This is a genomic window from Clostridium estertheticum (assembly GCF_026650985.1).
Taxonomy (GTDB): domain Bacteria; phylum Bacillota; class Clostridia; order Clostridiales; family Clostridiaceae; genus Clostridium_AD; species Clostridium_AD estertheticum_C.
In genome coordinates, this window is record NZ_CP086239.1 from 131,788 (window position 1) to 152,967 (window position 21,180).

A 21,180-nucleotide genomic window follows, 5' to 3' on the forward strand; every position below is an offset into this window, starting at 1 on the left:
GAAATACATATTAAATACTTCAACTAAACAAACTGAAAAGAGGTGACTACTTATGTTCAACTCAAAAGTCTTATCCCTAGATATAGGTTCGAAAAATACAAAAATAGTTTTAGGAACACAACATAGAAAAAATATTATTATAGAAAAAGCTATTACTATGAGTACCCCAGTAGGATGTTATAATGATGGAAATATTTTAGATGTAACCAAATTAAAAGATAAAATTTCAGATGTTTTACAAGCAGAAAATATAAAATGTAAAAATATTATTATCACTACCAAAAGTACAACAGTTATAACTAGAGATATTGATATCCCAGTAGCAAAAAAAGAGGACATGGATTCTATAATAAAATTTCAGATGGAAAGATATTTACCAATTAAATTTGATGATTACATAATGCAATATAAAATATTAGAAGAGTTTGAAGATGAAAATATAAAACAGGCAAAATTTGCAGTAGTAGTATATCCTAAAATAATGGTGGATGGATATTATAATTTAGTAAAGGAATTGCAGGGTAATGCAATAGCCTTAGATATAAGTTCAAATAGCATTAATAAGTTATTTATTGATAATATACAAGTTAACGATGAAAATTACAGTTTAGACGATACTGTTGCAGTTATAGATTTAGGACATGATTTTACAAATGTGAATATTATTTCGGATGGTAATGTGTTGTTCACTAGAATTATTAATTATGGTGGCTCTCATATAGATGTGGATATTGCTAATCAATTATCTATTTCAGAAGAAGAAGCAGAGGATCAAAAATTTAAAAATTGTAATTTAGAAAGGGAATCTTTAAGTGATATGCAAAGTTCAATGGTAAACGATATTGCGAAAGCACAAGTAAGAAATTGGATTCGTGAAATAGAAAAGTTGCTCAATTATTATAAAAATAAAAAACAAGAAAATAAAATAGACAAAATATATATTTATGGAGGAAGTTCAAATCTTAAAGGTATAGAAATGTTTATTAAAGACATTGTAAACTTACCTGTTATCCGAATTCATAGCTTAAGTAATGTAAATTGCTCTAAAATAAATGCAGCTAATGTAGATTCAGCTAGAATAGATGAGGAATTAAGCAAATATTTGAATGCTATAGGAGCGATAATAAGACTGAGGTAGGTGAGACTTATGAACGATTTTAACTTTTTTGATGCTTATACAGGAGTTAAAAAAGATTTTAAAAAAGAATATTTTTATGCTGTTATAGTGTCTGCAAGTTTAGTCTTATTGATTATTTTTACATATGCATCTAATTATTTTAACATAAGTAAGTTAAATTCTGAAATTACGAATATACAGCAAAATTTAAATTCAAAAGAAAATACTGCTAAGTTAAATGAGATAGGAAATGAAGAAAAAAAGTTAGTTATAATGAACAAGTACTATGGCGTAGTATCCAACATTAGTAAGGATATAAATAATAAAGATTTTGTAGGTAATAAAGTAATAGATAAAATAAATTCCTGCGTTCCTGAAGGTGTGGATTTTAAAGTTATGACTTTAGATGCGAATGGAGTGCAAATTCAAGCTGAAGCAAAAGATAGAGAAGCAATAGCGGTGTTTGAGCGCACTTTAAGAAATTTAGATTTTGTAAAGGACATTCACATTGATATCATAAATTCTTCATTGACAGATAATAAAAAGTTTAATTTTAGTGTGAAGTGTACTTTAAAGGACGTTGATAATTATGAGGGTAACTAAAAGAGAACAAGTATTAATAGGAGTTTTATTAATAGTGTTATTATGTTATGGGTTTTATAATTTTGTTTTTTTGAAACAAAATCAAAAGATAACTGAATTAAAAGCCAGTAAAGATTCATATTCGCAAAAATGGGAGTTAGCTAAGGCAAAGATAACGACAGAAAATGAAAGAAAAGAACAGTATAATAATTTAAATTCTAAAATATTTAATGCAACAGGTATGCTATTTCCATCACTTGAGCAGGAAAAAATCATAGTGATATTAGATAAAATGATTAAAGATAGCAATCTTCAAGCAGATCTATTAGCGTTTTCAGAAGTAAGTAGTGGAAACAATGTTGTAGATACGACAAAAACTGTAAATAATGAAGATAAAAGCAAAAATACTATAAATGAATTAGACAAATTAGTAAACGACTTTAATGGAACTTCTAAAAATGAAACTAGTAGGACTGCTAGTAAGAAGACTAATGACTCGAAGATTATTGGCGCATATAAAATGGAAGTTACACTTAAATTTAAGGGTGTGTATGATGAACTTATAAGTTTTATAGCGCAAGTAGAAGATTTTGATAAAAAGATAATTATAAAAAGTATAACACTAACTGGAGCTGAGGGCAGTGAGGTATCAGCAACTATTATATTAGACTTTTATGGTGTTCCTAAACTCAATAATAATGATGATTTTAAGTGGGATTATAAAAAACCTATCGGTAGTGAAAATCCTTTTTTTCAAAGTCCAACTACATCACCAACTAATAATGAGATAACGGCAAAAAATGGGGATAAAACTGTGGTAAAAGATGAAAGCACTGTAGCAAATGATGATAACAAAAGTGACTTTGTTTTATATGCAAAACCTAAAACATCTGATTCGAATACTGTAACAATTGAAAAGGGAAAAGATGAGTCAAAGTTATCATATATTTATGCAGACAATGCTGGAGTAGAGCCAGTAGAGGTTTATTTTACTCAAATTGGTACTAAATATTTTTATAAATATAAAACAAGTAAAGGAACATATCCTAAAGACTTTAGTAAGCCTATTGAATTTGTACCTACTGGGAAAAACATAATTTTGGACATTTTTTCACAAAAGAGAGGTTTATACTCAGATTTATCAGGAGTAAACATTAATATTACAAATGATACTGATAAAAAAGTTGATGTTGATATTTTAGATGATGATAAAAATAAACCACGTGTGAAAATACTAAAACAAATAGGTGATATTTCGATTGTTAGAAATTACTTTCAATATGTTAATAAATAACTAGAAAGATTTAGAGCTTTCAGGTGGTTTATTGTTAATTTGTTTTAAAAGGAGATATGAGCTATGGTACCTAAAAAAAGTGATGGATCGGCCCTGATTGTTGTTATCATGGTAATGGTTGTTATGATGATACTTGGTGCGGCCATATTAAATGTTAGCATTTCACAAACAATGCAAGCATCAAATGAAGATAAAAGAATACAAGCACACTACCTAGCACGTTCAGGTGCAGAGGCCACTTTAAACGCATGGAAAAGTGCTACGAGTAATAAACCAAATGGAAGTTGCGGCACTGTCTATTTAAATAATTTAAACCAATTTGTCAATGTTGATTCATCAAAAACGATTGGGAAATTTGATGTTACAATAACAAACCCTGACAGTGTTACTACCATAATTACTTCAAAGGGTACTGTTGGAAATGTTATTCAAACAATAATTGTAACGATTGTAACTGTTACCAGTTCAAGTTACTCAATAAAATGGAGCTAATTTATAAAAAGAGGCTGGAAAAATGATAAAAAATAAAAATTACTTAAAAAATGAAAAAGGCTTTACATTAATTGAAATTATTATATCCATTGCTATACTGGGGATAATTAGTATCGCTTTTCTGTCAGTGTTCACAAGTGGTATAGTTGGCATCTCAAATTCTGGGAAAAAGAGTATTGCTCATTATACCGCTCAAGATCAAATAGAAAGTAATATTAATGATCCAAAGGATTCACCAAGTAATGTAGTGACCTCAACTAAAAGTATTAGTCTTACATTTCCAGGAAATACTACAATTGTAATAAATGGACGTCAAATTGATGTAACTTACATTTATGGTAGTATATCAAAGAAATTAACGACCTTTACTACCAACTAATAAAAGATATTTTATTATCCTTAAAGGAAGGTGGATATAATTGAGTAATAATAAGAGAAAATTAGGCTTTAAGTCCGGATTTACACTTATTGAATTAATTGTGACTATAGGAATAATGGGAATTGTTTTAGCCATGGCCTTTTCTATGGGCGATTTTGGAGACAAATCTTTTAATAATGGTTCGGCTAAATCAGATATACAATCAAATACAAGGCTTGCGGCTAATTATATAACAAAAGAACTTAGATATAGTAGTAATGCAGAGATATTAACAGCCTTACCAGCCACTCCAGATTCAACAAAAAAATATATTTATGTTGATAATGGAATACTTAAACTATACTATAATGGTCATATAACAAACATAGTAGGAGATAATACAAATAATATTATTACTACTTTGCAATTTCAAATCCAAAATTTAAAAACAGTAGATTTTAATATTCAGGAGACTCTAAAAAATCAAACATTCCATTTAAATTCAACAATATTGTTATTAAATAGAGGTAATAATGTTTTGGCTAACAAAACTGGACCGGTAATTGCCTATTCAAATGGAACTATTATTAATACAACACCAAATAATGATTTAGATACAATGTTTTCTAACACTATAACAGCAATTGATAAATCTACAAGTAGTACCGGTTGTGTATTCACTGGTGGCTCAATAAATGGTAAAATGTATATATCTACAAGTAAAGCTGTTTCATTTTCTGGAGGTATGCCAATAAATGGAGATTTATATATAGATTCAGACCAATCAATTGATATTAACAGTAATGGAGGTCACCTTGGCAATAATATAGTCCTAAATACGAAAGGTACAGTATCAATGTATAATAGCCAATTCCCACTTGGAAATATTTCTATTTCTGCTAGTACCTTTAATTTAAAAGATAACGCAACAATTACTTGCACAGACTTTAATGTAATAACTAGTAATGTAATTAGCTCTGCTGGAGCTATAAATGCTTCTGGCAATATTTCAATGAAGTCTCCTGTTATTAGTTTAAATTCACGATTGACTTACAATAATATGTTGCTAAATTCAAACAGTATAACTAAAAGTAGTTGGGAATCTGTAAGTGGTAGTCAGGCATATGCCACTTCAAAGATAAACTATGGAGATAAAAACATGAATGAAATTGGTTGTATTGTAGCACCATTGCCAAGCAATATTGATGTGTATAATGATGTATTTGACAGTAGTTTGCCACAGATAAGACCTGTATTAAATTCTTCGGACTACAGTGAAATAAATAGTGTCGCTAATGCTAATATGCTCTTTTTTAGTGGGAATAAAACTTTAGATTGGTCCTTTAATAACTATACTAATTTGATAATAGTATGTAAAGGAGACCTTACATTAGATAGTTCTTTTAATATGAGTCAAAATGGGAAAAAGGCAATTATCTATTGTACCGGTAATGTTACTGCTAACGGTCAATTAAATGGAATTATAATAGCCAAGAATATTAGTGGAGGTAATGGATTTGCAATTACTGGTCTACCCAATAATGATAGTATTTTTAGTATTGCAAAAACATTCATTACTAAAAATACTCAAGCTGTGACAGTAACAAATTAGTAAGAATTCCTTATACTGTTAATATATAAAATAGCAAGTGGGAAGCAAGCTCCCCACAATGGTGACTGTCACTTGTCGAAAGCTGCGTAGCAAACGAGCGCAGTCTCTACTGTGCTCCAACTGTTCCTGTAAGTACCCCTGGGGTGAAAATTTAAATTAGAAAATCAGTTTAACATCACCAAGACATGTCAATACTTCTAACAGAGGTGATGGCATGTCTTTTAAAATTACGTGGAAAACACATGTAATGTGTATAATAATTGCTTATGCAACGGTGAAACTCTTAGGGCGTAGTGTAGATAATATACTTGACAACTTTTTTTTGAAGCCTTATATCTTTTATCCAACTAAATACTTAATAATTAATTTTTGCTTATATGTACTGCTTTTAATGATTCCTATATCAATTGTTCATGAGAGTATTCATGGACTCGTATATAGGATTTTTGGTGGCAAAGTTAAGTATGGATTTAAGGGGATTTATGCATATACGCAAGAAATATCTGGGATACCTATAGATCGTACTAAATTTTTAATTATTCTTTTATCACCATTAATAGTAATGTCTATTGCTACGTTGTTGTTACCTAGTTGGCTAGGTGGCATAATATTTCTTCTTAACTTATTAGGTGCTTCAGGGGACTTGTATATGTCTTTTAAACTTATAAGATATGATTCTAATAGTAAGATAGTTGATAGAATATATGGATTTGATGTAGTTTAGAAAAGCCATGGATTGCAAAAGCAATTCAGGGCACTTTTTTTGTATCTATTTTTGTAGTTATTCCTTAATTATGTTTATAAGTTCTATCTTATAATTTCCATCAGGGGACTCCACTTCAACTATATCTCCTATTGTCTTTCCAAATAATACTTTTCCTATTGGAGACTCAATACTAAATTTACCGTTTATTATATCTACTTGAAGTGTTGTTACAAGTTCTATTTCTTCGATATCATCACTGCCTTCAAATTTTATCAGTAATTTATTGCCTATATTTGCACCAGCAGTTTTACCTATAAGGTCATCCATAATTTCAGCGCTTCTAATCATTTTTATTAAATAACCCATTCTTCGAAAGTTATCGTACATATTTGATTTTGCAGCTTTATATTCAGCGTTTTCACTTCTATCACCATGAGCCGCAGCTACCATTTTTTCATGGGCAATTTCCATTGTTAGTGGTCCCTTACGATAATCAAATTCTTTTTGGAGCTGCTCAACATCTTTTTTAGTAAGTTTATTATTCATTTTTTCATCTTCTTTTATTTCATATTATTATATGTTCTTATATGTTAAATAATGCAATTATAGCACAGTTTAATTTTAATTGGAAATGTAATAGTTTAGTAACGTAAGTTATAATTTATTATGATATAATCATAATGATTTTATAAGATTGGTATCGGTGTGTTATTGCTTTATCATCTAAAGTAGGGGGAGATTATATGAAAACAAGTAAAAAAATAAGTCGAATAATATTGTCTTTAATTATAGTTTTAGGTGTATCGGTTTCAAGTATAGGTTCCTTAGTGTATGCAAATCAAATAAACGGTAAAACAAAAACAGGTTCTGTTTCTTTAATTGGAGGTAATAGACTAAAACAGCTTAATTATATTCAAAATTTTAGTAATGTTTACACAACAAAAACAATGAATAAATCTGAAGCCGTGGTTACATATAATGTGAACACAATTGATGAATTTAAAGCAAAAGTAAATTATGCCATATCTAATAGAGTTTCTGAGGTAAATATTAATTATACAGGTTCTAAAAGTGTTGGCGATAGTATTAACTTTATGCAAGATACAGTTTTGACAACAGTTAAGACTGCTGGAAATGACTATGAAAAGAATTTGTTAAAATCATATGCCTATAGCATTACAGAGTTTGGTGATAATAAATTCAACGTAGTATACACATTTGATTATCTAGAAACCAAGGAGCAAGAAAATCAGGTAAAGGCAAAGGTCAAAGAGGTTTTAGCACAAATAATAACATCTGATATGACGGAAGGTCAAAGAGTAAAGGCTATAAATTCTTATATTTGTAAAAAGCTATCTTATGACACAACACATACTAACTTTTCTGCTTATGAGGGGTTACTCGGAAGTGGTAAAACAGTATGTCAGGGCTATGCATTACTAGCATATAGAATGTTAACAGATGCAGGACTTCAGACTAGAATAATAACAGGAGCCGCATATAATGGTAATGATAGTGAAAGTCATGCTTGGAATATGGTAATGGTAGGGGGGAGTTGGTATCACCTGGATACGACTTGGAATGATCCTTTACCTGATGTAAATGGAAGAGTAGTAGAAACTTATTCTTTATGTAGTGATGCAGAAATGAGGGTAGATCACAGTTGGGACAAGACTTTATTTCCAGTAGCTTCTAAAAAATATAATATATATACAGATACTACTGTACCCCAAATTTTAGCGGCAATGAAGAAAAGTGTAACATTAAATTCTTCTTATGTGTCAGTTGAAAAGGGCAAAGTATTTGTGAAGGGATTGTTAGCAGGTGACATAGTAAATGTCTATGCTGCAAATCCTGCCTTAACAAAAGGTGCGAAAGCAATATCTAAAGCAACTGTAAGTAAAGGATATTCATATTTATTTGCTGCATTTAAGACCACTGCAAGCAAGCTTTATGTGACTAGAACCTCTGTGAATAAACTAGAATCAGTTGCAATTACGATAAAAAGTAAATAAGAAATCTATAAAACATAGATCTATATCCTAAACAACTATATGTTCCCATTTCTTACAACAGATTAGAAAAAATTTGTTATAAGAAAGGGGGACATTTTTATGTCTAAAAATATTTAGAGCAATTAATCATTGAATTGAATATTAATGATAGTACAGTAAATAAAACATTAAATGGAACAATAAATAGAATTTGAAATAAGGGGGTATCGATAATGGGGAAAATAATTGAATGGAAAAAAGAAGAGGAAGTTAACACTAAGGGTACAGAAAATATTGAAGAAATTAATGAAACTTATGAAAGTGAAGAGGATTCTTTGTTAGTTATTCATCAATTTGTTAAAGCTTATTATGAGGACGAGAAACAAGAAGAGATCCATCCTTATGAATTAAATGGTTTCGAAGTAGGACTAATTTCATATCTTAATCTTTTAGAAAAGGGACTATTACCAAACATTATTAAAAATATTAATGTTTTAGCTGTTAATAAATTTGATAGACTTTCAAAATTATTTCCAGAAGTTGATATTCCACAAGAGTTTTATATAGGATTTCTTAAAGGATTCTGTAGCGTTTATGACAAATATATGTAGTGATTAAAGGGGGTCAAAATAAAAACAAGTCTTACATTGTTAATGTTAGACTTGCTTTTTTATTTTACGTTTTTTTCTATTGAGTCAGCAAGACATTCATCAATAACATCTTTACTAATAACAAATTCATTTTTGTTAGTCATATAGTTTTCACTTCCTTCCTCATAAATAAAGAATACCATAACTATGTTAAAAGGATATTAAGAGAATATTAAGATTAAGAAAACTTTATTTATAATCGAAACTCTAAAATAGACATATTAGATCAATCATTATGTTATAATATTGCATATAAAACAAGCTACAAAATATTATAAGTATTGATTTAATTAAGGGAGGAATTATAATGTTATATAGAAAGTTTGGAAAGACAAATGAAATGGTTTCAGCTTTGGGGTTTGGGTGTATGAGGCTTCCAATTCTTCCAGGAGGAGATCAATCAAAAATAGATGAGGAAAAATCAATAAAACTTGTCCGCTTCGCGATTGATGAAGGTGTTAACTACATAGATACCGCTTATCCGTACCATGGGACAGGTATGGGTAGTGGTGGAGCAAGTGAACCATTTGTAGCAAAAGTGTTGAAAGATGGATATAGAGAGAAAGTTAAACTAGCTACAAAACTTCCTAGTTGGCTTATAAAAACAAGAGAAGACATGGATAAATTCTTAAATGAGCAATTACAGAGACTTGAGACAGATAGCATAGATTTTTATTTAGTACATGGTCTTAATGTTAAAACATGGTCTGTGCTTAAAGGTCTTGGAATTTCTGAATTTCTAGATGCAGCTATAAAAGATGGAAGAATAAAATATGCAGGATTTTCATTCCATGATAAACTTCCTATTTTTAAAGAAATAGTGGATTATTATGATTGGTCATTCTGTCAAATACAATATAACTATTTAGATGAAAACTTTCAGGCTGGAACAGAAGGATTAGAGTATGCATCTCAAAGGGGTTTGGGAATTACAATTATGGAACCGCTTAGGGGAGGAAAACTCGCAGCTAATCTTCCCAAAGAGGCTATTAATGTTTTTGATAAAGCGGATGTAAAAAGAACACCAGTGGATTGGGCTTTAAGTTGGGTATGGAACCATCCAGAAGTATCAGTTATATTAAGCGGAATGAATGAAATGAATCAAATTACAGAAAATATAAAAACGGCAAGTGAGGTCAAAGTTAATTCATTAACAGATGAAGAATTAAAGATAGTTAGCAAAGTTAAAACTGTTATTGAGGAAAAAGTAAAAGTTAGTTGCACAGCCTGTGAGTATTGCATGCCATGTCCAGCGGGTGTAAATATTCCTAAAAATTTCACTTTCTATAATAACCATTTTATGTTTGACAAAGAGGAGGATTATTCTTTAGCAGTTCCTAATAAGGAAAAAGCATCAAATTGCGTAGAGTGTGGTAAATGTGAAACTCATTGTCCTCAAGGTATTTCAATTCGCACAGAATTAAAGAATGTTAAAGAGTTATTTGAATAGAATATAAGAAATTAATACTGGCATATCATAACTACATTATGATATGCCAGTATTTTTAGTTGCCATAAATCTAAAATTTTATAAATATTAGGTTCTAATTTCTAGAAAAAGGAGTAATAATTAAAGTAGATGAATTTAATAAAATAAAGGAGACTTTATGAAAAAAAAATCTTATCTATTTAGAAATAAGAATTTTTCTGAATTTAAGTTCGGAAAAGTAATTATTATTTTTTTTGTAATAGTTAGTGTAATTATATTTTTTCCACATTTCTTTAGAAATACTTATGTAGTAACAATTGAGAGTAAACGAATAATAAAACATGATAATAAGGATACGTATTTAATTTATACGGAAATGCAAAATGGGGATATAAGAGTATTTAAAAATGATAATAGTATATTAGAATTTAAAATATTATCAGAAGATATGTATTGGGGACTTATAATTAATAAAAAATATGAAATTAAAGCATATGGATTGAGTATACCAATATTTTCATCTTATCAAAATATTGTAACAGCTAAAGGGGTAAAATAGAATTCTATCTTACCCTCTTTTATAAACTGCCTATTTTGCTTCCTATAGCATAGCCTACAATACCTAAAATTAATGTACATAGAATATATATAAAAGCATTTAGTTTTTCTTTTCCCTTAAATAGGTTAAAGCCTTCATACATAAAAGTTGAAAAAGTTGTGTATGCACCCAGGAAACCATCCCCTAGGAGCAGTGTTATATTACTGCTTACTCCAATTGTGCTTACAAAACCAAGCAAAAGGGCACCTGTAATATTGATTATAAAAGTTCCTATAGGAAAAGAGTGTTTTGATTTTTCACTTATAAATTTACCAAGGCTATACCTAACCAAACTTCCCGCGGCTCCACCGACTGCTACGAACACGTATGTCATTAATTAGACCTCCTACAGCTCATCCTAGTCTACATCACTAGGGCTGTTTCTAGTTATAAAAATCGGAACTACCTCTCTTGCAACGATAGCTCCAAAGTAAGCAGCAGCAAGTCCGAACATTGCTGAGAAGCCAATATAAGATATAGAAGAATAATAGTATCCTTGGTTTATAAGATTTACAGTTTCTTTGCAAAGTGTAGAAAAAGTTGTGAAGGCACCTAAGAATCCGGTAGCAATTCCTAGTCTTATATCAGAATCCATTTCATAGATTTCAAAGGTAACCGTTAGTATAAGGGATAATAGAAAAGTACCAGAAATATTGATTAGCAAAGTATTTATTGGTATAACCTCTTTATAATGATAAATGTGTATGCTTTTTATGACATATCTTAATATAGCCCCCAGCATACCACCGATGGCTATAAAAGCGTACTTTTTCATATTTTTGATTACTCCTTTAACAAAATCTATTTTATTGAAGTTTCAATTTCAGCTATTTTAGTATCTATTTCCTCTTTCGATATAGCACTTAAAAATGTAAAATTGCACTTTAAGGCTTCATTTAAATTTTCAAGTGCTTCTTGAGGTTTATTTAAATTTAACAGAGTAGATGCATAGTAATAATACGCTGATGGAAAAGAGGGTTTCTCTAACATTAATTCTTCATATAGTTTTAAAGATTTATCATATTCACCTAACATATAATAGGTAGTTGCTAAATTATCTATTATGCCTGCATTTGATGAATTGAATTTATATGCTTCAAGATTTATCTCTAGAGCTTTAGTAAAATTATTTTGTAAAAGCAAAAAGTAACCTAGATTTTGATATATAATAGAGGATTTATATTTATTATATAATTTCATAAGTACAGTAACTGCTTCATCTATATTATTTCTTTTCCACAAGACAATTGATATATTGAGCTTTATATTAATTTCATCATCAGGAGATACTTTTTTCTTTGAAAGTTGTTTCAATAAATTTTCTGACTTATTTAAGTCACCTCTTAAAAGCAAATAGTATATGTAGTATAATTTTATTTTCATAGGTGAGAAATTTACATTATAGGCCCTCTCGAAGTATTTATAAGCTTCATCAATTTTATTCCTTTTATATTTATTGCTTCCAATATAATAAATAATTGTTGCAAGATTCGTACGTACTAAATATAAAATAATAAAAAGAAAGGCTAATAATTTATTTATCACTATGAAGATAAATAATGCTAAAACAAAAGCTATAATATTCATACATTTTTTTAAACTCATTTTATAACACCTTCTTATTGTATATTTATTATAACTCAAAAACCTAATATATTGCAATAAACTGTTTGGAATTACAAAATATTTTAAAGGCCCTTAATCGAACCAAAACAGTTGTAAAATTTATTTTATAACAGGAACTTTTGTTGAATGATATCCTTTACAAAAACTAAAAAAGGTATAATATATAATATAAGGTTAATAATGGAGTGTATAATTAAATTAAAAATATGCCACATCAGATTTTGATTTCTTTGAATATATAAATAAATAATTTATAATATAGAGAGGAAGGTAAAGCAATGAAAGATGAAAAAAGTACGCTAAGAATAGAGATAAAAGATGAATCTAATATAACTATAAGTGAAATGTCTGGGATGGAAGAAATTTCGCTCATACACACTAAAAAATATAAAAAGGGGGATAAAGTTTGTTTTACTAATTTATCTGGTAATAAATATTTAGTTATTAATATAGATAATGAATTATCAGAAGCGTTAATATATGTTCCGGGAAATATACTAGAATTTTCTATACCGTTTGGGGATGATTCCATACCGTATTCATTATGTTCATTTAAGGGTAGCAATCATACTATTGATATGCGTATTGCGACAAATGAAGAAATTTATTGTTATAGAAATCTTGCGAAAAATGTAATGGATAAGAGTTGTGATACAACATATTATCCCCATGTTACGGCAAATGTTGAGACTAGTAGTGAGGCGATTTTTGCTGCTCGAAATACAATTGATGGGAAAACAAATAATCAGGGGCATGGAGTATGGCCATATGAATCTTGGGGAACAGGGCAAAGAGAAGATGCAGAGTTACTTCTAGATTTTGGTAGAGAAGTAGAGGTGGATAAAATTGCTTTATACCTAAGAGCAGATTTCCCGCATGATACTTATTGGGATGATATAACAATAGTATTTTCTGATGGAACCCAAAAGAATGTACGACCTATAAAAACAAGTGATGCTCAATCTATTGAGTTTGACAAAAAAAGAATTAGTTGGGTTAAATTAATGGATTTTAAGATGGCTGATGAACCATCAGAAATTGCGGCGCTAACAGAAATTGAAGTTTATGGCACTGATATTAAAGTGATATAAGTAAAACAGTAATATATAATATATTTAACTGAAAATAGGTGGGCATTTTGTTTGGGTCAACACAAACAAAATGCCCACCTATTTTGCATATTTTAAATCTTTTTAAAATGGTAATTTGCATGGATTTATACTGGATTTTATAAAATTACAATTAATACACATAATAGTAAAAAACATTGGAGTTAAGTAAATAATTTAAAATATAATTTACAATTTAAAATGAAAACAAGGAATAATGGAGAAAATACAAATTTTACAGGTAATATGTCAAATTCTTACTTTACAAATTTGCGGTTTTTGTGTATTATAGTACCTATGTTCAAATATTATAAATATTTGTTAATAATATGTTTAAACATAAAATTATTTGTAGGAGATGAAAAATTGAACAAAAAAATTATTTCAGCCATGATGGCACTTACTTTAACTATGAGCATTGGATACACTAGCGTATACGCAGATACTGCTTCTGATAAGGCAAAAATAAAGCAGGTTCAAACTCAAAGAAGTGGTCTTGAAACTAAAGTAGAGATGATGGATAGTCAAATTGAAAAAATTATGTCTAAAATCAATAGTAATGAAAAAAATATAAATAATACACAAAATAATATTAAACAATCTAAAATAAATATCGCAAAAGCAGAAGATGATATTAAAGCAGAACAAGTACTCTATGATAAAAGAATGAGAGTAATGTATATGAATGGTACATCAAGTTATGTAGATATTTTACTAGACTCAAAGGGTATAGAGAATTTTATATCTAGATTAGAAGATGTAAAAACCATAATAAACTTTGACCAAAAGATTATTGATGATTTGCAAACAAAAAAGGAAGCAATTAATTTAAAGAAGGTAGCATTAGATAAAGAAAATACAAAATTGTTATCTTTAAGAGTTGACAATAAAAATACATTAAGCGGTTTAACTAAACAAAAAGCAGCACAAGATGTATTGGTAGCTCAATTAAATACCCAAGAAGCTAAGTATACGGCGCAACTAGTAGCAGACCAAGCGGCTGCAGCAAAACAAGTAGCACTTGCAAAGCAAGCAGTTACAGATGCAAAAAATGCGACTGAGGCAAGACAAGCTGCGGCAGAGAATCAAGCTGCATCAGCAAATCAATATGCACTAAACCAATCAACAGGTCAGACTCCTAGTATAAGTCCTTCTAGAGGTGGATCAGGAGCTTCATCTAATGCACTTATATCATATGCTTCACAATTTTTAGGACTTCCTTATGTTTGGGGTGGTACAAGCCCTACAAATGGTTTTGATTGCTCAGGATTTACACAGTATGTGTTCGCACATTTCGGAGTAGACATACCAAGAGTTTCAGAAGATCAACAAAATGTAGGTACACTTGTATCTAGAGAAAATCTTCAACCAGGAGACTTGGTGTTTTTTGGAACACCAGCTCATCATGTAGGAATATATGTTGGAAATGGTAATATGATAAATGCACCTCATACAGGAGCTGTACTTAGAATTCAATCACTAAATAGTGACTTTACATATGGACGTAGGGTTAGATAAAAGGTTTATATGTTTTATCAATCAATAATTCATCTAAAAAAAGCATCTATATTAATTTATAGATGCTTTTTTAGTGTTTAATAAAAGAATTTATCAAGGAAATTTACCTGCAATTGTGAACTTTTTGTTTAGTTATCCGTTATATTAATGTAGAAACATCTAAATTAATATATAAAAGGGAGATAGGCTAATGTTAGAAATTAAAAATTTTTCAAAGGTATATAAGGGTGGGAAAAAAGCCGTGGATCATTTTAATCTTACAGTGGAAGCTGGAGATATTTATGGGTTTATAGGTCATAATGGAGCTGGAAAGAGCACAATGATAAAAGCTATTGCAGGGGTACTTGATTTTGAAGAAGGAGAGATTTTTGTTGACGGACATTCAGTACAAAAATTTCCGTTAGAGTGTAAAAAAGTAATCGCCTATATACCAGATAATCCAGATTTATACGAGCATTTAACGGGAATTCAATATTTGAATTTTATCTCGGATATTTTTAAAGTTGGAAAAGAGGAGAGGGAAGAGCGTATTCGGAAATACGGTGTATTATTTGAAATTACTAGTGTACTCGGAGACTTGATTTCTTCTTATTCACATGGAATGAAACAGAAACTTGCTTTAATTTCTGCCCTAATTCATAAACCTAAATTACTATTGCTAGATGAACCGTTTGTAGGATTAGATCCAAAAGCATCTCTGATATTAAAAAATACGATGCATGAAATATGTAAACAAGGAAGTGCTATTTTCTTCTCTACCCATGTGCTTGATGTTGCGGAGAAGCTTTGTAATAAAATTGCGATTATTAAAGATGGAAAGCTTGTTGAAGCAGGAGCTACAGAAACCTTAATTAAAAATCAATCATTAGAATCACTCTATATGAAGGTGGCAGAAAATGAACAATAGCACTTGGATTCTTTTAAAGACGCAGTTTCTTAATCAGTCTGGAGTGAATACATTTCGATATGAGAAGGATAAAAAGAAGAAAAATAAAGTTGTTATATTTGCTATTGCAATGGCTATAACTGTACTTATGATGGCTGTATATTGCTTTATGTTGGCGTATGGTTTGGGTAGAATTGGACTTACTGCAATTATTCCGGGATATGCATTTACCATTACAAGTGTGATTGTAATGCTCTTTACTCTATTTAAAGCAAGTGGTACATTATTTGCTTTTAAAGACTACGATATGCTTATGGCATTACCGGTTCAAACAACTACAGTAATAACAAGCAGATTTTTATTGATGTATGGAGAAAATGTGCTTTTTTCAATTCTTGTTATGCTTCCTATGGGGATTGCCTATTGCTTATTCGTACATCCACAAATACTATTTTATGTGATTTGGTTTATTTCTATGTTTGTAACCCCACTTGTGCCAATGACAATAGCTGCGGTACTTGGAGCAATTATTAGTGCAATTTCATCCAGATTTAAACATACTAATATGGTCAATATCATATTATCATTTGTTTTAACTATTGGTTTTATGGGCGTAAGCATGAGCGCAGGAACAATGAGCGGCGGCCAAATAAATATTAAACAAATAGCCTCTCTTGGTGTAATGTTATCCCATAAGATGAATCAGATATACCCATTAGTAAGTATATTTGAAAAGGCAATTTGTAATTATAATATAATTGCATTTATTTCTTTTATTTTAATATCACTTATTTGGTACTATGTTTTTGTGAAAATTGTTTCTGTTAAATATAAAGCCATTAACACAGGACTCACAACATACCAAACCAAATCCAATTATAAATTACAAAGTTTAAAAGTAAACTCTCCTTTTATGGCATTACATCGAAAAGAAATGAAAAGATTTTTCTCCTCATATCTCTATGTGCTTAATATGGGGATGGGAGCAGTGCTTTTACTTATAGTGTCCATAACATGTTTCATTCTTGGTGTAGATAAACTGCAGCAACTAATGGGAATGTCAAATATAAAACCTATAATGATTAACTTTGTGCCTTTTGTGATGTCTGGAATGTTAGCAATGACATGTACCGGTGCGGTATCACTTTCACTAGAAGGTAAAAACTTATGGATATTGAAATCTGCACCTATAGAAGCAGCAACTATATATAGAAGTAAAATGTCAGTCAATGCAACCATTTTATTACCTATATCATTGTTAAGTTCTTTATTTATGAGTCTTTGTTTAAAGTCAACTATTATGCATATTGTGTGGATGTTTGTGACACCACTGGCATATGTTGCACTTACTTGTGTTTGGGGAATATTCATTAATCTTAAAATGCCTAATTTTGAATGGGAATCTGAAGTAACTGTAATAAAGCAAAGTATGGCATCTGTACTTGGAATTTTGGGTGGAATGTTATTTGGTTTTATACCTATGGTGATTTTATTCATTCTACCGGGTGTAGACAGAAATTTAATTATGGGAGTGATTACCCTTGCAGTGATAGGTTTCACGTCGTTTCTTTATATGAAAGTGTGTGGAACTAAGTTACCTTAGGTTTCATTATATATATGAATATCGTATACCACATATACAAAACATATATTATTAATATGGCGGTCCCTATGATATAATCATATTCGCATGGAACAAAACATGCAATATTTTTATACTGGAGTGATGATTTTTGTATAAACTTTTTAGATTTTTAAAACCGTATAGGAAAGAATGTATCTTAGGACCCACATTTAAACTTATTGAAGCATTATTAGAATTGTTGCTTCCAACACTTATGGCACTTATTATAAATAACGGTGTAAGCACGCATAATACAAATTATGTGTTGAAAATGGGTGGAATTATGTGTGTTATGGCTATTTTAGGCTTTTGTAGTTCTATGACATGTCAGTATTTTGCTGCACTTACTTCTCAAGGTTTTGGTACAACTTTGCGTAATAAATTATTTGAACATATATCTACGTTTTCTTATGTGGAAATAGATAAGTTCGGAGCTGCATCTCTAACAAATCGTATTACTAGCGATGTAAATCAGCTCCAACTAGCAGTTGCTATGCTTATTCGTATGGCATTTCGTGCACCTTTTATATGTATCGGTGCAATTATTATGTCAATGTTATTAGATCTTAGATTAGCTCTCGTATTGATAGTAGCTACGCCTATTTTTGGAATTATTATATATCTTATCATAAGTAGGACATCTCCACTTTATCGTAAATATCAAAACAAATTAGATAGACTCGGTATAGTAGTTCGTGAAAATCTTTCTGGAGCAAGAGTAATTCGTGCATTTGCAAAAACAAAGAACGAAGAAACAAGATTTAAAGCTACAAACGATGATCTAACTTCAACTGCAGTTTTAGTTGGCAAAACATCCGCTCTTTTAAACCCTCTCACAACTCTTGTTATGAATGTAGCAATAATTGCTATATTATGGGCTAGTAGTTATCATATTAATGCTGGTACCCTTTCTCAGGGAACAATTATTGCATTTGTAAATTATGCCACGCAAATACTAGTAGCACTTGTTGCAGTATCAAATCTTGTTATTATATTTACAAAAGCATTTGCTTCGGCTAGCCGTGTCAATGAAATACTTGATACCATAGCATCAATAAAGGACAATGGTAATAACGTAGAAACATCTTCTCGTGGAGACGATGTTTTAATTGAGTTTAAACATGTTTCTTTTGCATATGACAGTGCCAGCGACTGCGAACTAACTGATATTAACATAATAATTAACAAGGGGGAGACAGTAGGCATTATAGGAGCTACCGGTTCAGGTAAATCAACTTTTATAAATTTAATTCCAAGATTTTATGAGGTTACTAAAGGTGAAATAACAATAAAAGGAATAAATATTAAAGATTATTCTCTGAAAAAACTTAGGGATAAAATTAGTATGGTACCACAAAAATCTGTGCTTTTTACTGGTACTATTTCAGATAATATTCGCTGGGGAAAAAAAACAGCCACTAGAGAAGAAATCATAGATGCTTCAAAAACGGCTCAAGCAAACGAATTTATAAAAGAGCTACCAGATGGTTATAATACACAGGTAACTCGTGGTGGTCTTAATTTTTCTGGCGGACAAAAACAAAGACTCACAATTGCTAGAGCAGTAATTGCAAAACCTGAAATTTTAATACTTGATGATTCATCTAGTGCACTTGATTTCGCAACGGATGCAGCCCTTAGAACTGGTCTTAAAAGTCTCAGTGATACCATGACTGTACTTACTGTTTCTCAGCGCGCAAGTTCTATAAAACATGTTGATAAAATTATTGTATTTGATGATGGAAAAATAGTAGGAGTTGGTCCACATGAGTATCTTATGACAAATTGTGAAACGTACAAAGATATATGTCTTTCACAGCTTTCAGAAAAGGAGGTAAACAAATAATGAATAAAACTATATTTAAAAGAATTATAAAATATATGTCAAACTCTAAAATATATATTATATTTTCTCTTCTTAGCGCAATTATAACAGTAATTTTAAGCCTTATTGCACCAATGCTAATAGGTAAAACTATAGATAAGATGATAGGAAAAGGTCTTGTCGACTTTAGTTATGTATTCAAAATTATTATTGCAATAGCAATAGTTTATGTAATTGGAAACATATTTAATTGGCTTTTGATCTATTTAACTAACTTAATCGCATTTTCATCTGTTAACCATATGAGGCAGGATCTTTTCAAAAAAATAAATAAACTACCATTAAATTTTTTTGACACTAATCCTCATGGTGATACAATAAGTAGGTTTGTTAACGATATAGAAACAATTTCAGACGGAATGATTCAATGTTTGTCCACACTTATAACTGGTATTGTTACCATAATAGGTGCTATAGGTTTTATGTTCTACTTAAATCCTGTTATGACCTTAGTAGTTTTGATTTTGTCTCCAGCTTCTTATTTTATGGCAAGATTTATAACAAACCGTTCTCAAAAAATGTTTAAAAAGCAGGCTAAAATTTTGGGGAATTTAAACGCTTATGCTGAAGAAATTATAGATGGCCAAAAAATTGTAAAGGCCTTTAATTATGAAGATGAAACTATTAATAAATTTAAAGACATAAATAATGATTTATATAGTGCAGGTGTAAAATCTCAATTTTATGGTTCTTTATCAGGTCCAACTACAAGAGTTGTGAATAACATAATTTATTCACTTATCGGTATTATTGGAAGTTTTGCTGTGATCTTTGGTAAACTCACAATAGGTGATATATCAAGTTTTCTTATTTATGCCACATTATTCTCAAAGCCTCTAAATGATATAACCGCAATATTTACACAGATTCAAGCAGCTGCAGCTTCTGCTGAGCGTGTCTTTTATGTCCTTGACATGGAACCAGAAATAGCTGACAAAAAAAGAACAATAAATCTTCATAATAATGAAGGTGTGATTTCTTTTAGAAATGTAAATTTCGGATATACATCTAATCGTCCTCTTATTAAAAATTTTAATTTAACTGTAAAACCTGGTAGCAGGGTTGCCATAGTTGGTACAACTGGCGCAGGTAAAACGACTCTTATAAACTTATTGATGAGATTTTATGAGATTAACAGTGGAGGTATATTTATTGATGGGATTAATATAAATGAAATAAGTCGTGATAGTTTACGTTGTAATTTTGGAATGGTTCTTCAAGATACATGGCTCTTTTGCGGAACCATAAAGGAAAATATAGCCTATGGTAAACCTGATGCAACAGAAGATGAAATAATAACTGCTGCCAAAGCTTCTGGGTCTCATAGCTTCATACGTCGTTTACCTAAGGGTTATAACACTATAATTACTGATGCAGGTGAAAATCTCTCACAAGGTCAAAGACAACTGCTTACTATAGCAAGGGTAATGATTGCTAACGCTCCTATGTTAATTTTGGATGAGGCTACAAGTAATATAGACACAATAACTGAACTTAAAATCCAAAAAGCATTTATTAAAATGTTAAAGGGGAGAACTAGTTTTATTATAGCTCATAGACTTTCTACAATAAAAGAATCCGATATAATTTTGGTCATGGATAATGGTAATATTGTTCAAAGTGGAACCCATGAAGAATTATTAGAAAAAGGTGGACAATATTCACAACTTTATAACAGTCAGTTTGCTGCTGTTTGATTG

General features: G+C 30.1%; 21 protein-coding genes. 17 read left to right on the forward strand and 4 right to left on the reverse strand.

Features of this window, described 5'->3' with window-relative positions; translation table 11 throughout:
- Nucleotides 1-52 precede the first annotated feature (52 nt).
- From pilM to LL038_RS00555, 7 genes are all read left to right on the forward strand, one after another.
- A complete protein-coding gene (gene pilM, locus LL038_RS00525; RefSeq protein ID WP_216119544.1) occupies nucleotides 53-1,138 on the forward strand; it encodes a type IV pilus assembly protein PilM in 1,086 nt (361 codons plus the stop codon).
- 9 nt (nucleotides 1,139-1,147) lie between these two features.
- Complete coding sequence (locus LL038_RS00530) at nucleotides 1,148-1,720, forward strand: PilN domain-containing protein (protein ID WP_216119545.1); 573 nt, start codon at nucleotides 1,148-1,150, stop codon at nucleotides 1,718-1,720.
- The gene (locus tag LL038_RS00535) at nucleotides 1,707-2,993 is read left to right on the forward strand and encodes a hypothetical protein (RefSeq protein ID WP_216119546.1); all 1,287 of its coding nucleotides are present in this window, start codon (nucleotides 1,707-1,709) and stop codon (nucleotides 2,991-2,993) included. The genes LL038_RS00530 and LL038_RS00535 overlap by 14 nt, the downstream gene beginning before the upstream one ends.
- A 63-nt stretch (nucleotides 2,994-3,056) precedes the next feature.
- Nucleotides 3,057-3,485 (forward strand): hypothetical protein, encoded by a 429-nt coding sequence (locus LL038_RS00540; protein ID WP_216119547.1) that lies wholly within the window; start codon nucleotides 3,057-3,059, stop codon nucleotides 3,483-3,485.
- 22 nt (nucleotides 3,486-3,507) lie between these two features.
- Nucleotides 3,508-3,864, forward strand: coding sequence for a prepilin-type N-terminal cleavage/methylation domain-containing protein (locus tag LL038_RS00545; protein ID WP_216119548.1), 357 nt, complete (start codon nucleotides 3,508-3,510; stop codon nucleotides 3,862-3,864).
- A gap of 40 nt (nucleotides 3,865-3,904) precedes the next feature.
- Complete coding sequence (locus LL038_RS00550; protein ID WP_216119549.1) at nucleotides 3,905-5,455, forward strand: PilW family protein; 1,551 nt, start codon at nucleotides 3,905-3,907, stop codon at nucleotides 5,453-5,455.
- A gap of 214 nt (nucleotides 5,456-5,669) precedes the next feature.
- Nucleotides 5,670-6,179, forward strand: a complete 510-nt coding sequence (locus LL038_RS00555) for a DUF3267 domain-containing protein (RefSeq protein ID WP_216119550.1) — start codon at nucleotides 5,670-5,672, stop codon at nucleotides 6,177-6,179.
- A gap of 57 nt (nucleotides 6,180-6,236) precedes the next feature.
- Here LL038_RS00555 and LL038_RS00560 read toward each other — a convergent pair whose 3' ends face one another.
- Nucleotides 6,237-6,707 (reverse strand): GreA/GreB family elongation factor, encoded by a 471-nt coding sequence (locus LL038_RS00560; protein WP_216119551.1) that lies wholly within the window; start codon nucleotides 6,705-6,707, stop codon nucleotides 6,237-6,239.
- Nucleotides 6,708-6,904: 197 nt separating this feature from the next.
- Between LL038_RS00560 and LL038_RS00565 the strand changes: the two genes are divergently transcribed.
- The 4 genes from LL038_RS00565 (at nucleotide 6,905) to LL038_RS00580 (ending at nucleotide 10,793) form a co-directional block, all read left to right on the forward strand.
- Nucleotides 6,905-8,176, forward strand: coding sequence for a transglutaminase domain-containing protein (locus LL038_RS00565; protein ID WP_216119552.1), 1,272 nt, complete (start codon nucleotides 6,905-6,907; stop codon nucleotides 8,174-8,176).
- A 212-nt stretch (nucleotides 8,177-8,388) separates the two neighbouring features.
- Entirely contained in the window at nucleotides 8,389-8,766 is a 378-nt protein-coding gene (locus tag LL038_RS00570) for a hypothetical protein (protein ID WP_216119553.1), read from the forward strand.
- A gap of 346 nt (nucleotides 8,767-9,112) precedes the next feature.
- Complete coding sequence (locus tag LL038_RS00575; protein ID WP_216119554.1) at nucleotides 9,113-10,255, forward strand: aldo/keto reductase; 1,143 nt, start codon at nucleotides 9,113-9,115, stop codon at nucleotides 10,253-10,255.
- A 157-nt stretch (nucleotides 10,256-10,412) separates the two neighbouring features.
- Nucleotides 10,413-10,793, forward strand: coding sequence for a DUF1523 family protein (locus LL038_RS00580; protein ID WP_216119555.1), 381 nt, complete (start codon nucleotides 10,413-10,415; stop codon nucleotides 10,791-10,793).
- A 19-nt stretch (nucleotides 10,794-10,812) separates the two neighbouring features.
- Here LL038_RS00580 and crcB (LL038_RS00585) read toward each other — a convergent pair whose 3' ends face one another.
- The 3 genes from crcB (LL038_RS00585) to LL038_RS00595 are packed head-to-tail and all read right to left on the reverse strand — an operon-like array spanning nucleotide 10,813 to nucleotide 12,437.
- A complete protein-coding gene (crcB, locus tag LL038_RS00585) occupies nucleotides 10,813-11,166 on the reverse strand; it encodes a fluoride efflux transporter CrcB (RefSeq protein WP_216119556.1) in 354 nt (117 codons plus the stop codon).
- A gap of 24 nt (nucleotides 11,167-11,190) precedes the next feature.
- Nucleotides 11,191-11,607 (reverse strand): fluoride efflux transporter CrcB, encoded by a 417-nt coding sequence (gene crcB / locus LL038_RS00590; protein WP_216119557.1) that lies wholly within the window; start codon nucleotides 11,605-11,607, stop codon nucleotides 11,191-11,193.
- 26 nt (nucleotides 11,608-11,633) lie between these two features.
- Nucleotides 11,634-12,437, reverse strand: a complete 804-nt coding sequence (locus LL038_RS00595; protein ID WP_216119558.1) for a tetratricopeptide repeat protein — start codon at nucleotides 12,435-12,437, stop codon at nucleotides 11,634-11,636.
- Nucleotides 12,438-12,736: 299 nt separating this feature from the next.
- On the opposite strand from LL038_RS00595, the gene LL038_RS00600 reads away from it, so the two are divergent.
- The 6 genes from LL038_RS00600 to LL038_RS00625 all read left to right on the forward strand — a co-directional run bounded on the left by LL038_RS00600 (nucleotide 12,737) and on the right by LL038_RS00625 (nucleotide 21,177).
- Nucleotides 12,737-13,549, forward strand: a complete 813-nt coding sequence (locus tag LL038_RS00600) for a DUF7402 domain-containing protein (RefSeq protein WP_216119559.1) — start codon at nucleotides 12,737-12,739, stop codon at nucleotides 13,547-13,549.
- A gap of 384 nt (nucleotides 13,550-13,933) precedes the next feature.
- Nucleotides 13,934-15,085, forward strand: coding sequence for an NlpC/P60 family protein (locus tag LL038_RS00605; protein WP_216119560.1), 1,152 nt, complete (start codon nucleotides 13,934-13,936; stop codon nucleotides 15,083-15,085).
- A gap of 190 nt (nucleotides 15,086-15,275) precedes the next feature.
- Entirely contained in the window at nucleotides 15,276-15,992 is a 717-nt protein-coding gene (locus LL038_RS00610) for an ABC transporter ATP-binding protein (RefSeq protein WP_216119561.1), read from the forward strand.
- On the forward strand, nucleotides 15,982-17,574 hold the full coding sequence (locus tag LL038_RS00615; RefSeq protein ID WP_216119562.1) for a hypothetical protein: 1,593 nt from the start codon (nucleotides 15,982-15,984) through the stop codon (nucleotides 17,572-17,574). The genes LL038_RS00610 and LL038_RS00615 overlap by 11 nt, the downstream gene beginning before the upstream one ends.
- 130 nt (nucleotides 17,575-17,704) lie before the next feature.
- Complete coding sequence (locus LL038_RS00620) at nucleotides 17,705-19,441, forward strand: ABC transporter ATP-binding protein (RefSeq protein WP_216119563.1); 1,737 nt, start codon at nucleotides 17,705-17,707, stop codon at nucleotides 19,439-19,441.
- The gene (locus LL038_RS00625) at nucleotides 19,441-21,177 is read left to right on the forward strand and encodes an ABC transporter ATP-binding protein (protein ID WP_216119564.1); all 1,737 of its coding nucleotides are present in this window, start codon (nucleotides 19,441-19,443) and stop codon (nucleotides 21,175-21,177) included. Before LL038_RS00620 ends, LL038_RS00625 begins: the two co-directional genes overlap by 1 nt.
- Nucleotides 21,178-21,180: the final 3 nt, after the last annotated feature.